Origin of the sequence: Janthinobacterium paucivorans (assembly GCF_051380805.1) — a bacterium.
Taxonomy (GTDB): domain Bacteria; phylum Pseudomonadota; class Gammaproteobacteria; order Burkholderiales; family Burkholderiaceae_D; genus Janthinobacterium; species Janthinobacterium lividum_D.
Genome location: NZ_JBNYXR010000008.1, coordinates 99,837 through 112,499 on the forward strand (window position 1 = coordinate 99,837; position 12,663 = coordinate 112,499).

General features: G+C 63.7%; 9 protein-coding genes. 7 read left to right on the plus strand and 2 right to left on the minus strand.

All coding sequences use genetic code 11. The features are described from left to right. Positions 1 to 4: 4 nt before the first annotated feature. The 7 genes from narJ to ACQ4V8_RS11930 all read left to right on the plus strand — a co-directional run bounded on the left by narJ (position 5) and on the right by ACQ4V8_RS11930 (position 7,248). Entirely contained in the window at positions 5 to 661 is a 657-nt protein-coding gene (gene narJ / locus ACQ4V8_RS11900) for a nitrate reductase molybdenum cofactor assembly chaperone (protein WP_070347304.1), read from the plus strand. Between the two features lie 34 nt (positions 662 to 695). Further along, complete coding sequence (gene narI / locus ACQ4V8_RS11905) at positions 696 to 1,382, plus strand: respiratory nitrate reductase subunit gamma (protein WP_010398562.1); 687 nt, start codon at positions 696 to 698, stop codon at positions 1,380 to 1,382. 15 nt (positions 1,383 to 1,397) lie between these two features. Beyond that, entirely contained in the window at positions 1,398 to 2,159 is a 762-nt protein-coding gene (locus tag ACQ4V8_RS11910; protein WP_010398559.1) for a peptidylprolyl isomerase, read from the plus strand. 116 nt (positions 2,160 to 2,275) lie between these two features. Next, on the plus strand, positions 2,276 to 3,262 hold the full coding sequence (moaA, locus tag ACQ4V8_RS11915) for a GTP 3',8-cyclase MoaA (protein ID WP_436571517.1): 987 nt from the start codon (positions 2,276 to 2,278) through the stop codon (positions 3,260 to 3,262). A 44-nt stretch (positions 3,263 to 3,306) separates the two neighbouring features. Further along, a complete protein-coding gene (locus ACQ4V8_RS11920; RefSeq protein WP_436571518.1) occupies positions 3,307 to 5,202 on the plus strand; it encodes a type IV pili methyl-accepting chemotaxis transducer N-terminal domain-containing protein in 1,896 nt (631 codons plus the stop codon). Positions 5,203 to 5,225: 23 nt separating this feature from the next. Continuing rightward, the gene (locus ACQ4V8_RS11925; protein ID WP_010398554.1) at positions 5,226 to 5,888 is read left to right on the plus strand and encodes a response regulator; all 663 of its coding nucleotides are present in this window, start codon (positions 5,226 to 5,228) and stop codon (positions 5,886 to 5,888) included. 136 nt (positions 5,889 to 6,024) lie between these two features. Continuing rightward, positions 6,025 to 7,248, plus strand: a complete 1,224-nt coding sequence (locus ACQ4V8_RS11930; protein WP_196855141.1) for an NnrS family protein — start codon at positions 6,025 to 6,027, stop codon at positions 7,246 to 7,248. 151 nt (positions 7,249 to 7,399) lie between these two features. On the opposite strand, the gene ACQ4V8_RS11935 is transcribed toward ACQ4V8_RS11930, so the two are convergent. Both ACQ4V8_RS11935 and ACQ4V8_RS11940 read right to left on the minus strand, forming a co-directional pair. Then, the gene (locus ACQ4V8_RS11935; RefSeq protein ID WP_436571519.1) at positions 7,400 to 10,819 is read right to left on the minus strand and encodes a response regulator; all 3,420 of its coding nucleotides are present in this window, start codon (positions 10,817 to 10,819) and stop codon (positions 7,400 to 7,402) included. Positions 10,820 to 10,867: 48 nt separating this feature from the next. Continuing rightward, positions 10,868 to 12,577, minus strand: a complete 1,710-nt coding sequence (locus tag ACQ4V8_RS11940; protein WP_436571520.1) for a sensor histidine kinase — start codon at positions 12,575 to 12,577, stop codon at positions 10,868 to 10,870. Positions 12,578 to 12,663: the final 86 nt, after the last annotated feature.

Consider the following 12,663-nt stretch of genomic DNA (forward strand, 5'->3'; position numbering starts at 1 on the left):
CGCTATGAATCACTATCACATCCTATCGCGCCTGCTGCTGTATCCGGAGCCCGAGCTGATCGCGCACTTGTCGCAACTGGACGCTGCGCTGGAGGTCGTGCCGGAGCAGCATGCGCTGTTGCGGCCCTTGCTGGCGCACCTTGAAAGCAGCAGTCTGATCGATCTGCAGCAGCAGTACGTGGCTACGTTCGACCGCAACCCGTCGCATTCGCTGCACCTGTTCGAGCATATTCATGGCGAATCGCGAGACCGGGGCCAGGCCATGGTCGACCTGATGCAGGAATACAAGCGCCACGGCTTGCAGATGACGGGGGACGATTTGCCCGACTTCGTGCCGCTGTTCCTGGAATTTCTGGCGCACATCGACGAGGCAGCTTCGGCGCCGCTGCTGGGTGATGCTGTCCATGTGCTCGCGCATATCGGGCGCAAGCTGGCAGCGAACGGCAGTGCGTATGCGCCCGTCTTCACGCTGCTTGAACGCCTCAGCCCGGTGGCGGCCGAAATGCTGGCCGAACCGCCGATCCGCGACATGGATGAAGCGCTGGAAACCTTCGGCCCCGGTGCGGATGGCGTCGAGCCATTGCTGCGCCAAGGTCAGGGCCAGGTCCCAGGCGGCGTCCATCCCGTGCATTTTCACCCGCAGCCGCGGCGCGCCGCTTAATTGGCCGCCTGCGCCCGCATGAGGAGAGTACATCATGAGTAATTACTTGCATCAATTTGTGTATGGCATTTATCCATACATCGCGCTGGCCATCTTTTTCCTCGGCAGCCTGATCCGTTTCGACCGCGAGCAATACACGTGGAAGTCCGATTCCAGCCAGCTGCTGCACCGTGGCAGCCTGCGCCTGGGTAATATCCTGTTCCACATCGGCATCATCGGCCTGCTGTTCGGCCATGCGGCCGGCTTGCTCACGCCCGTCTGGGTGTGGGATACGCTGGGCGTGACGCATAGCCTGAAACAGGGCGTGGCCATGGCCGCTGGCGGCATCATGGGCGGCCTGTGCCTTGCCGGCCTGCTGATCCTGCTGCTGCGCCGCTTTTCCAATGACCGGCTGCGCGCCGTCACCACGGCCGGCGACAAGCTGGTGATGCTGTGGATTTTGCTGACCTTGCTGCTGGGCCTGTCGTCAATCTTTGTGTCGGCCTCGCACATGGATGGCCACATGATGGTCTTGCTGATGAACTGGGCGCAGCACATCGTCACCTTCCGCGCTGACGCAGCCAGCTTCATCGTTGAGGCACCGCTGATCTTCAAGCTGCATCTGTTCATGGGCATGTCGCTGTTTGTCATCTTCCCGTTCACCCGTCTGGTGCACGTGTGGAGCGGCTTTGGCGCAGTCGCCTATCTCGGTCGCGCCTATCAACTGGTGCGCCGCCGCTAAAAAAGGAGCAATGTCATGGGGATCTCTGTCAATGGCATCGATATCGACGATGCCGACATCGCGCAGGAACTGCCGCATCACGACAGCGCCGGCAATCCGTTGAAACAGGCCGTGCATGAATTGGTGCTGCGCCGGCTGCTGCAAGACGAGGCCGAGCGGCTCGGCGTGCAGGGCGGCAGTATTGACGACCGCATCGAGGCGCTGTTCGCGCAGGAAGTGCGCGTGCCGGCCGCCGACGATGCGGCGTGCCGCAGCTTTTATGCGCAGCGCCCGCAGCTGTTTCGCAGCGGGGCGCTGGTCGAGGCGCGCCACATCCTGTTTCAGGTGACGCCGGAAGCACCTTTGGCGCTGCTGCGTACGACGGCGCAAGCCGTGCTCGATGCCCTGAAACAGGCGCCGCACCGCTTCGCCGAACTGGCAGCGCAGTACTCGAACTGCCCATCCGGGGCCCTGGGCGGCAACCTGGGCCAGCTGTCACCGGGGCAGAGCGTGCCGGAATTCGACGCGCTGCTGCTGCGCCTGGAAGCGGGCGCGCTGGCCGCTCATTTGCTGGAAACACGCTTCGGCTACCACATCGTGCAGGTGCTGCGCCGCGTCGAAGGCCAGGTGATTGCCTACGAGGCGGTGCAGGCGCAGATCGCCGACCGCCTGTCGCGCGCCGCGTGGCAGCGCGCCGTACACCAGTATCTGCACTTGTTGGTGGGGCGCGCGCAGATTACGGGCATCGAGCTGGAAGGCGCGAGCGTCGAAGGCACCGCCAGCGCGCTGGTTCAGTAGGTTTTAATGCCTAGGCTGAAATGCGTAGGCTGGAAGACGTAGTGCGCTACGCCTTCTGGGGCGCAGCCAGATCGTGCCCCAGCCCTTACAATCGAGCTAGAAACAGGAGTAGTGTCATGCAGTGTAGCAAGTTGCAAGACCGTTTTGGCCGTTCGATCGATTACGTGCGGCTGTCCGTTACCGATCGCTGTGATTTGCGCTGCAGTTATTGCATGCCCAAGGATTTTCACGGTTTCGAGGAGCCGCAGCACTGGCTGAGGTTCGATGAGATCGAGCGTTTGCTGGGCATTTTCGTGCGCCTTGGTACGCGCCGCGTGCGCCTGACGGGCGGCGAGCCGCTGTTGCGGCGTGCACTGCCCGAACTGGCGCAAAAGCTGTCTGCGCTGCCCGGTTTGCAGGATCTGTCGCTGTCGACGAATGCCACCCAATTGGGCAAGCACGCGGTGGCCCTGCGCGCGGCGGGCGTGCATCGCATCAATGTCAGCCTGGACTCGCTGGACCGCGCCTGCATGCAGCAGATCACGGGCCGCGACAGCTTGCAGCCTATTTTGGACGGCCTGATGGCGGGCAAGGCGGCCGGCTTTGATCCGATCAAGATCAATATGGTGGCCATGCGCGGCGTCAATGACGACCAGATCGAGGCCATGGCGGCTTTCTGTATCGAGCAGCAGTTCATCCTGCGCCTGATCGAAGCCATGCCGATGGGCAGTACGGGCCGCAATGCCCGCTATATGCCGCTGGGGCCAGTGCGCGAGCGCCTGGCCGCGCGCTTTGGCCTGGTGCCGCAGGCGCAAGAACTCGGTGGCGGGCCGGCGCGCTATATGGCAACGCCCGACGGTCGATCGAGCATCGGCTTCATCACGCCCATGTCGCAGCATTTTTGTGCCACGTGCAACCGTGTGCGCCTGTCCGTCGATGGTACTCTGTATCTGTGCCTGGGCCAGGAAGAGAAATTCGCCTTCGGTCCCCTGTTGCGCGGCGGGGCTAGCGATGCGCAGATCGAAGCGGCGATCCGCGCCGCCATCGAACTCAAGCCGCAGCAGCATGATTTCAATTCGCAGCCCGATAAAATCGTGAGGTTCATGGCACAGACGGGCGGTTGAGGTAGTTTGTATTTACATTCAAGGGCGGTATGAAATTGAAGGCGATGTTTTCCTCCTGGCAGAAACTGTCGACCAAGATCGTCGGCGCGCTGCTGCTTATGCTGGCGCTGGCATTGAGTGCCATCGGCTGCACCTTGTTCCTGTCGTGGCAGCTCGAAGGCAGTTCTGCCGCCATCAATGAAACGGGGCGCCTGCGCATGCAGACCTACCGCCTGTCCCTGCTGCTTGTCAGCGACGCCAGCGACGCCGTCGTGCAGGCGCGCCGACAGGTGCTGCTGATCGACGAGACCCTGGCCAAGATCGGCCAAGGCGACCCGCAGCGTCCCTTGTTCCTGCCTCCCAGCAGTGCCATCAAGGCCGAATTCGGACGCATCGGCGCTGCCTGGCGCGGGTCCTTGCGACCGGCCGCCCTGGTCGCCGATAAGAGCGCGCGAGGGCCTCAGTTCGAGCGTGACGCCGATACCTTTGTTGGCCAGGTCGATCAGCTGGTGCGGCTGATCGAGCACGATAGCGAGCAGCGCACTTTTTGGCTGCGCGCCTCGCAGCTGATCCTGGTGGGCATGGCCGTCATCGGCACGGTCAGCATGATTTATCTGATGTTCATGCTGATCGTCGAACCGGTAACGCGGCTGCGCCTGGGTATGCAGCGCATGAAGGAACGCGATTTCAGCGTGCGCCTGGCCGTCGATAGCAATGACGAATTCGGCCAGCTGGCCAGTGGCTTCAACCAGATGGCCGACCGCCTGCAAGCGCTGTACGGCAACCTGGAAGAGGGCGTACGCAGCAAGACGGCCACCCTGGAGTACCGCAACCGGGAACTGGCCCTGCTGTATGAAAGCGCCGCTTTCCTCCAGCGCCCGCAGCCGCTGAAAGACATTTGCGACGGCTTCATGCAGCGCATCGTCGATTATTTCGAGGCCGACGGCTCCACCGTGCGCGTGCTCGATGCCGAGCGGGGCAACCTGCACATGGTGGTGCACCACGGCCTGTCGGAAGAACTGGTAGCGTCCGAGCATTGCCTGAAGGTGGGCGAGTGCCTGTGCGGCAGCGCCGTCGAGATGAAAGTGGCGAAGGTGCACGACATGCGCCGCATCGACAAGGCGCACGAACTGCGCTGCCACCGCGAGGGCTTTGCCACCGTCTCGGTCTTCCATATCCATGCGCACGAACAGCAGCTGGGCTTTTTCAACCTGCATTTCCGCCATGCGCGCGTATTTTCCGCGCGCGAGCTGGGGCTACTCGAAACGCTGGGCCAACTACTGGGCATCGCGCTGGAAAACCTGCGCCTGGCCGCGCGCGAGCGCGAGATGGCCATTTCCGAAGAGCGTAACCTGGTGGCGCAGGGCTTGCACGACAGCATCGCGCAAAGCCTCAATTTCCTCAACCTGCAAGTGCAGATGCTCGACGACTCCGTGCGCAATGCGCGCTTCGATGAAGTGGCCGACATCGTGCCGGCCCTGCATGCGGGCGTGAAGGAAAGCTATGAGGACGTGCGCGAACTGCTGGCCAACTTCCGCTGCCGCCTGATGGAGGACGACCTGATCGGTTCCCTGCGCGCGGCTGTCGACAAATTTCGCCGCCAGACGGGCATCGAGGCTGAACTGCTGGCCGATGTCGACGGCGCGCCATTCCCCCGTGAACAGCAATTGCAGCTTCTATTTATCGTGCAGGAAGCGCTGTCGAACATCCGCAAGCACGCCCAGGCCAGTCATGTCGAGGTGCGCCTCGCCGATCACCAGGACTTTACCTTGACGATCAGCGACAATGGTGTCGGCTTCGATGCTGCGGCCGTGCTGAAAAAAGGCGATAGCCATGTCGGCATCCACATCATGCGCGAGCGCGCGCAGCGCATCGAGGCCAGGTTCGATGTGCACGCCCATCCCGGTGGCGGCACCACGGTCGAACTGCACCTGTCGCGCGAGCAGCGCCGCGCCGCATAAGCCACACTCTGAAAGTACAAAAAATGGAGACTCTCGTCAAACCGATCACCGTCATGCTGGTCGATGACCATGCGCTGTTTCGCAGCGGTATCCGCTCGCTGCTGCAGCGCCATAGCGACTTTTGCGTGGTGGGCGAGGCGGCCGATGGCGTGGAAGGCATCAAGCGCGCCATCCAACTGCAACCCGATGTGGTGCTGCTGGACTTGAACATGGCCGGTATGTCGGGCGTCGAAGCGCTGCAACTGATGCAGCACGACTGTCCCGACACTGCCATCGTCATGCTGACGGTCTCCGAAGACGCCGAAGACCTGGCGACGGCCCTGCGTGCGGGCGCCTGCGGCTACCTGATCAAAAATATCGACGCCGATTACCTGGTGCGCGCCATCCACCGCGCCGCTGCCGGCGAAGTCGTCATCGCCGAAGCCATGACGGGCAAGCTGGTGGCGCAGTTGCAGGCGGGCGCGCGGCGCGAAGAGCCAGTATCGGAACTCGACAAGCTCACGCCGCGCGAAAAGGAAATCATCGACTGCCTGTCGCGTGGCGAGAGCAACAAAGCCATTGCGCGCACCCTCGACCTGGCCGAAAGCACGGTCAAGATCCACGTACAGAACGTGCTGAAAAAACTCAATCTCAGCAGCCGCGTGCAGGCGGCCGTGTATGCGGTCGAGCACCGCCAGGGCAAGTAGGCACCGGCGTGATGGGGTCTGACCCGCCGGGTCAGATCCCATGCTCACTTGTCGCTAGCGCCTAGTCCTTTTTGCCGATGGCAGTTCTTGCGCGTTTAAAGTAGTATATTGAATATATCTTTATCGCGAGTCCATCATGTCCATCACCCCGATCAGCGAACCTTCCCCGCCTTCCACGACAGCCGGCGCCGCTCCCTGGCATGCCCGTCATGCTCTCTGGCAGCTGGGTTTTCGACCGTTTTACTTGCTGGCGGCCGTGTTTGCGGTCATCAGTATTGCGCTTTGGCTGGCCAGTTATGCCGGCTCGCTTGCGCCTGGCCTGCAAGTGGGCCTGGGCTGGCATATGCACGAAATGGTCTTCGGCTTCGCGCTGGCCGTCATTGTTGGCTTTTTGTACACGGCGGGGCGCAACTGGACGGGTTTGCCCACGCCGCACGGTGTCCAGCTGATGGCGCTGGTAGCGCTGTGGCTGGCAGGGCGCATCGCCATGCTGTGCAGCCCCGCACTGGTGGCGGCGGTGGTCGAGTGGCTGTTCCTGCCGCTGGCCGCCTGGCCCCTATATCGGGTACTGCGCCGTTCTGGCAATACCCGCAACTTGTTCCTCGTCGCTCTGCTGGCCTTGCTGGCGCTGGCCAATGGCCTGTTCCATGCGGCCGTGCTGGGCGCGCTGCCGCTGTCGCTGTTCCTGCCCGTGCAGGCGGCCATCTTCATCATTGTCTTGATCGAATCGGTGATCGGCGCACGCGTGATCCCCATGTTTACCCGCAATGGCGCGCCAAACATCAATCCAAATCGCCCGCCCGTGGCCAGTCCGAAGCGCGCGCTGCTCGCTGCGGCCTGCATGGCTGCGGCGGCCATCGCGTGGCTGGCAGACGCGCCAGCGTGGTTGACGGCGCCGTTGGCCCTGGTCGCTAGCGCCATGTCGCTGCTCAATGTGCTGGCCTGGCAGCCGCAGCGCACCGTGCGCGTGCCCCTGCTGTGGATCTTGCACCTGTCGTATGCATGGATAGGCGTCGGTTTTGCGCTACTGGCGCTGGCCAGCCTGGGGCTGCTGCCGGCCAGCGCCGCATTTCACGCGCTGACGGTGGGCTCGATGGCGGGATTGATCATCGGCATGATGACACGCACCACCCTGGGCCACACGGGGCGCCCGCTGAAGGGTGGCCGCGCGGAAGCGGCGATGTACTGCTTGATACAGTTGGGCGCGCTGGCACGCCTGCTGGCCGCTGTCGGTCCCGCAGCGCTGGCCATGCCGCTGCTGCTGGCGGCAGGCGCCTGTTGGTCACTGGCCTTTGGCTTGTATGCGTGCGTGTATGCGCCCTACCTGTGGCGCGCCAGGATAGATGGACGCGAAGGGTAGGTGCTGCCAGATACGGCGCCAGGCCAACAGTTTATGCATGCAATTGTTCTCTGGCGTACAGCAGCCCAGCATTGCATTTCTAGCGCAAACCCTTGCCCTTGCAGGCGCAGCCTGGTTAGTGCATGCTTCACTAGCACGATTATTTGCCGCGTCATGGTGCCATTTTTGCCGCCAAGGCTGGCTGACCGGGTAGCGGCGTCTGTGCCGTGATGGCAGCGGCCGCTTCGGTGGCCTGCGCCAGCGCCTGTTCCAGTGTATCGAGGGCGGCCGACGCATCGGCACCGGCACGCAGCAACTGCTCTGCTTGCTGCGCCGCTTGCAAGGTGGCGGGCAGGGCCAGGATGCCAGCATCGCCGGCTAGCTTGTGCGCCAGTGCGGCGGCATCGTCGCCGGCGTTGGCCGCCAGCAGGGCGCGCATGGCGCCCACCGAGTTGCGATAAGTGCTGCCAAAGCGCGACAGGTGCCGGCGGTAAAGCGCTTCATCGAGCCACTGGGCCATGCCTTGCGCCAGGTCGATCACGGCTGGCGCGCCGTATGTGGGCACGGGCGTCGTCACGTCGTCGATGACCGCAGTAAGGGCTGGCAGTGCCTGCGCATGGCGGCGATGTGCACGCGCGATCAGGGCGATGGTCTGTGGCACGTCGAATGGTTTGCTGATGAAATGATTCACGCCCGCTTCCAGTGCTGCCGTACGCTGGGTCTGGAATGCCCCGGCCGTCAATGCCACCACGGGCAGGTCTTGAAACTGCGGCAGTTGGCGCAGCGCGCGCGTCGCCTGCAAACCATCCATGACAGGCATTTGCACATCCATCAGCACGATGTCGACGGCAGCGGGGTGGGCCAGCAGCCAGTTCAGCGCCTCACTGCCATCGCAGGCGAACGATGGCACTGCCCCTTGGTCGTGCAGGATATGCTTGAGCACATCGCGGTTGATTTCGCTGTCGTCGACCACCAGCACGCGCACGCCGGCAAGCACGCGCTCTTCCAGCGTCACCACACTGGTATCGATGCCGGCATCCCTGGCGCGCTGCTGGCGCGCTTGCAGCGCCGCGTGGTACAGGCTGGACGCTGTCACCGCTTCGTTGAGTACGGCGTCGGCCGGGTCGGCGCGGTCGGCATGGTGCTGCGCTGCTTGCGTGACCGGCGCGCCGCTGTCCGCCAGGATGACGACGGGGCAGTCCTGTGCCGGCAAGTGCTTGCGCAGCGCGCGTGCCGTGGCTATACCGTCCAGCTCGGGCATGCGCGCGGCCAGCAGGACGACGCCGGGCCGCTCGCCATCGGCGCAGGCGAGCGCATAGTCGAGGGCCGCCCGCCCATCGGACACCACATGCACGCTCCAGCCCAGGGCGCGCGCCACGGCAGCAGCGGCCTCGCGCGTGTCGGCGTTGGCGTCGGCCAGCAGGGCATGCAAGGCTTTCATGTCGGGTGAGGACAGGGCGTTGGCGGGCAGTAGTTGCAGCGGCAGCGTGAAACTAAATTCGCTGCCCCGGTCCAGGCTGCTTTCCAGGTGCAGCGAGCCGCCCATCAGGCTGACCAGTTGGCGGCAGATGGTCAAGCCCAGGCCGGTGCCGCCGAAGCGACGCGTGGTGGACGTGTCGGCCTGGGCGAAGGCGGAAAAGATCGTTTCCTGTACTTCAGGGGCGATGCCGATGCCCGTATCGCGCACGCTGAAACGCAGCACTGCAGCGTCGCCGTCGCCGCTCTCTCGCGTGGTCAACAGCTCGACCGTGCCTTGCGCCGTAAATTTGATGGCATTGCTGGTCAGGTTCACCAGCACCTGTTCCAGCCGCAGCGCATCGCCCAGTACCTGGTCCACGCCTTCGGGCAGCGGCCCGATCCGCACGGTGATGGGCTTGTCATGCGCGGCAACGCCCATGCTGGCGGCGATTTTTTCGATCACCTCGGCCAGGCGGAACGGCGCCTGCTCCATGGTCATGTGGCCCGCCTCGATTTTTGATACGTCGAGCACGTCGTTGATGATGCCCAGCAAGGACTGGCCGGCGGCGCGGATCTTGCGCGTCATATCGAGTCCTTCCCCGCTCAGGCTGCCACGTTCCAGCAGCCATGCCATGCCAAGGATGGCGTTCAGCGGCGAGCGGATTTCATGGCTCATGTTGGCGAGGAATTCCGCCTTGCTGCGGTTGGCCGCCTCGGCCGCATCGCGCGCCAGCAGCATGGCCTCTTCGGCCTGCTTTTGCACGGAAATATCCTGCGCAAAGATCAGCGTCGCCGGTCCATCCTTGAGCATCACGCGCGTCGTGGTCTTGAACATGGGCACGGGCAAGCCTTGCTTGTCCAGGCCGAACGCTTCGAACACCTGTTCGCTGGGCGAGTCGGCCTCGATCAGCGCTTCGTTGGTGGCCAGTGTCGCCTGCGATTGCGCGGAAAGCATGGAAGACCAGGCTGCGCCGTTCAGGTCGTCTTCGAGCGAGTAGCCATGCAGCCTGCGGTAGCGGGGATTCGAGTAGATGAAGCGCCCGTGGCGCAGGATGGCGATGGCCAAGGGCGCATCTTCGATCAACGTGCGAAAGCGCGCCTCGCTGTCGGACACCGCTTGCATGGCCTGGTGCTCCGTTTCCTGTTGCACACGCCAAGCTGCCTGTTGCCGGCGCCGCCGCTGGCTCCAGAACAGCAGGCTCGCTGCGGTCAGCACCAGCATGGCAAAGCACAGGGCGTAGGTCAGCGCCTGGCGCCGCAACGGGGCGCTGATGGCCGCTTCTTCGCGGCTCAGGCCGATGATGATGGCACGGTCCATGTGCAGCGCGGGCGGCGCGATGGTGGCCATGGCCATGATGCGCTCTGCGCTGGCAGCGCCAGTGGCGACGCCGCTCAGGACGCCAGCCGGATAGCCGCTGTCGCGGAAGCGCCGCACGAAGCTGCCGGGGACATCCATATTGCCGCCATCGGCAGTCCTCTTGGGGTAGTTCATGAATTGGCGGCCGTCGCCATGCAACACCACGGCCCAGACGTCGGGTGCATACATGGCGGTGCGGAACTTGGCCGTGAAGTACTCGGGATCGAGGGTGGCCACCACCATGCCGGCAAAGCGGCCCTGCTGGTCCTGTACGATGCGCGACGCCGTGATGACCAGATCGCGCTCGAAGGAAAGAAACGGCGCCGAGATGTACAGCATGCGCGCATCTGGAGCGTCGCGCGCGCACTGGAAATAGTCGCGGCGCGAAAAATCCTGTCCGACCAGTTCTGCCATATTGGTGGCGACCGGCTTGCCCTTCGCATCGAGGACCAGCATGGTGCGCACGCCCGGCATGGCGTCGACCAGCGCCGCCAATCGCCGTGGCAGGGCAGGTCCGGGGCCCGCAGCACCGGCGCCAAGATAGTCGCGGATCACGCCGCTCAGCACCAGGTTGGTTGCCGCCAGGTCGACTTCGATATTTTTAGCCAGCAACGCCGTCATCACGCTGAGCCGTTCACGCTCGGCCCCGTCATGTCGCGCCGCTTCACCCAGATGCGCGTAAGCGAGGGCGGCAGCCACGAGGAGCAGCCCGAGGAGCAAAAACAGCCATTCGATCCATAGTCTGCGTACCGCCGCCGCATCAGTGTGGTAAGTCATGTGGCGATGCTATACCTGATACGCACGGAGAACAACTTTTGTGTGCGACTATGCATGTGATAGTGTGGTCAATTTGATATCTTGCGCCGTTGCGCTGGCCGTACCGCCAAGCGGTAGCCGCAGGCGGAAGCTAGCGCCTTGGCCCGGCGTCGATTCCACGCCGATGCTGCCGCGCATCAAGGTGACGAGCTGCTGCGCGATAGCGAGCCCCATGCCGGCACCGCCGTGGGCGCGGCTGGGCGTATCGTCGGCCTGCGAGAATTTGTCGAAGATGCGCGCTTGCTGCGCCTGCGCGATGCCCGTGCCTGTATCGCGCACCTCGATCTGCAGGTCCGCGCCATTGAGCGTGACGTGGACATCGACCCGTCCTGTGGGCGTGTAACGGATGGCATTGTCGAGCACGATATCGAGCACGCGCACCAAGCGGACGCGGTCGCAATCGATGCTGGGCGGCGTTGCCGGTGAGACGTGCAGGGCCAGCTGCAAGCCTTTGCGCGCCGCGCGCTGCCGGTGCGGCGCCAGCGCCAGCGCCATCAGCTGGTGCAGCGGCACGGCAGCAAACTTCAGTCGCACCTGGTCGTTTTCGAGCGCACTCAGTTCCATCGCCGCCTCCACCATCGCCAGCAACTGGCGCCCGCTATCGTGTATCGTTTGCACGCAGGCGGCTTGTTCCGGCTCGCGCAGCTGCTCCAGCAGCAGCTCGGAAAAACCCAGGATGCCATTGAGGGGCGTGCGCAATTCATGCGACATATTCGACAGGAAGCGCGACTTGGCCTCGCTGGCGGCGATGGCCCTGGCGCGGCTGTCGACCAGGCGGTCAATCAGTAGCACCAGCGCAGCCCACGACAGCACGATCAGTGCGCTCGTCACGGCTGCCATCAGCAAGGCCTGGTTGCGGCGCGAGACGTAGTGGGCAAATACCGTGTCGCGGTCCAGTCCTATCAGTATGTAGAGCGGGTAGTTGGCCAGTTTTTCGTAGGCGTAAATGCGCAGCGTGCCATCGACCGGACTGCGCTCGGTAAAGCCGCCGCGCGTTTTACCTTGCATCAAGGCGAATACTTTACTGTCGCTAATATCCTGACCGATGCTGTTGACGGCACCAACCCGGCGCGCGCGCACCACGCCATCGCTGCCGACGAGCGCGATGGAACTGTTGTCGCCCAGGTCGACTTCGTCGTACAGGCGCGTAAAGTAATACGGGTCCAACGAGACCACGACCACGCCCTTGAAGCTGGCATCGGCATGGTTGATGCGGCGCGTCATCTGGATCGACCATTTCTTCGATACGCGGCCCAGCAAGGGCTTGCTGATGTACAGTTCGCCGTTGTCGCGCTGCATGTGTACCCGGATGTGCTCGCGGTCGGCCAGATTGGTCGGTTTGAAGGGACGGCTAGAGAGTAAAGTATCGCCGTGTTCGTCGACGATGGTCAACAGGTTGTACAACGGGGCGCGATGCAGGCCTTGCTGCAGGTCCGCCACGATGTCGAGGCGCTTGCCCAGCGTCTGGTAGCGGTTGCGCAGATAGGTGACGGCCTGGTCCGCCCCTTCGATCGTGCGCATCGCGTGTTCGTCAAACATGCGCGCCATGCTGCGCGCATCGCGTCTGGCATCGGCGATGGCGCTGTCGTGCGCGTGCTGCAATTGCAGCACGGTGATGCTCCACAGTCCCGCCAGCAGGAGCGCCATGAAGAACCATAGCAAGGTGCGCGTATCGCAGCTTTCCCACGCCACGGCCTTCCAGTATCGGTACTTTCGCATGCTGCCTTCGCAAGGTCTGCCATGTCGCGCGTATGCCCAGCGGCACTGCTACGTTCCTTTATCAATTATAGCGAATATAGTTGATT

What these genes read in the sequence shown, in the direction of transcription:
- narJ (WP_070347304.1), top strand. Translation starts at nt 5, where the DNA reads ATGAATCACTATCACATCCTATCGCGCCTGCTGCTGTATCCGGAGCCC.
- ACQ4V8_RS11935 (WP_436571519.1), bottom strand. Translation starts at nt 10,819, where the DNA reads ATGACTTACCACACTGATGCGGCGGCGGTACGCAGACTATGGATCGAA.
- ACQ4V8_RS11940 (WP_436571520.1), bottom strand. Translation starts at nt 12,577, where the DNA reads ATGCGAAAGTACCGATACTGGAAGGCCGTGGCGTGGGAAAGCTGCGAT.
- ACQ4V8_RS11920 (WP_436571518.1), top strand. Translation starts at nt 3,307, where the DNA reads ATGTTTTCCTCCTGGCAGAAACTGTCGACCAAGATCGTCGGCGCGCTG.
- ACQ4V8_RS11925 (WP_010398554.1), top strand. Translation starts at nt 5,226, where the DNA reads ATGGAGACTCTCGTCAAACCGATCACCGTCATGCTGGTCGATGACCAT.
- ACQ4V8_RS11930 (WP_196855141.1), top strand. Translation starts at nt 6,025, where the DNA reads ATGTCCATCACCCCGATCAGCGAACCTTCCCCGCCTTCCACGACAGCC.
- ACQ4V8_RS11910 (WP_010398559.1), top strand. Translation starts at nt 1,398, where the DNA reads ATGGGGATCTCTGTCAATGGCATCGATATCGACGATGCCGACATCGCG.
- narI (WP_010398562.1), top strand. Translation starts at nt 696, where the DNA reads ATGAGTAATTACTTGCATCAATTTGTGTATGGCATTTATCCATACATC.
- moaA (WP_436571517.1), top strand. Translation starts at nt 2,276, where the DNA reads ATGCAGTGTAGCAAGTTGCAAGACCGTTTTGGCCGTTCGATCGATTAC.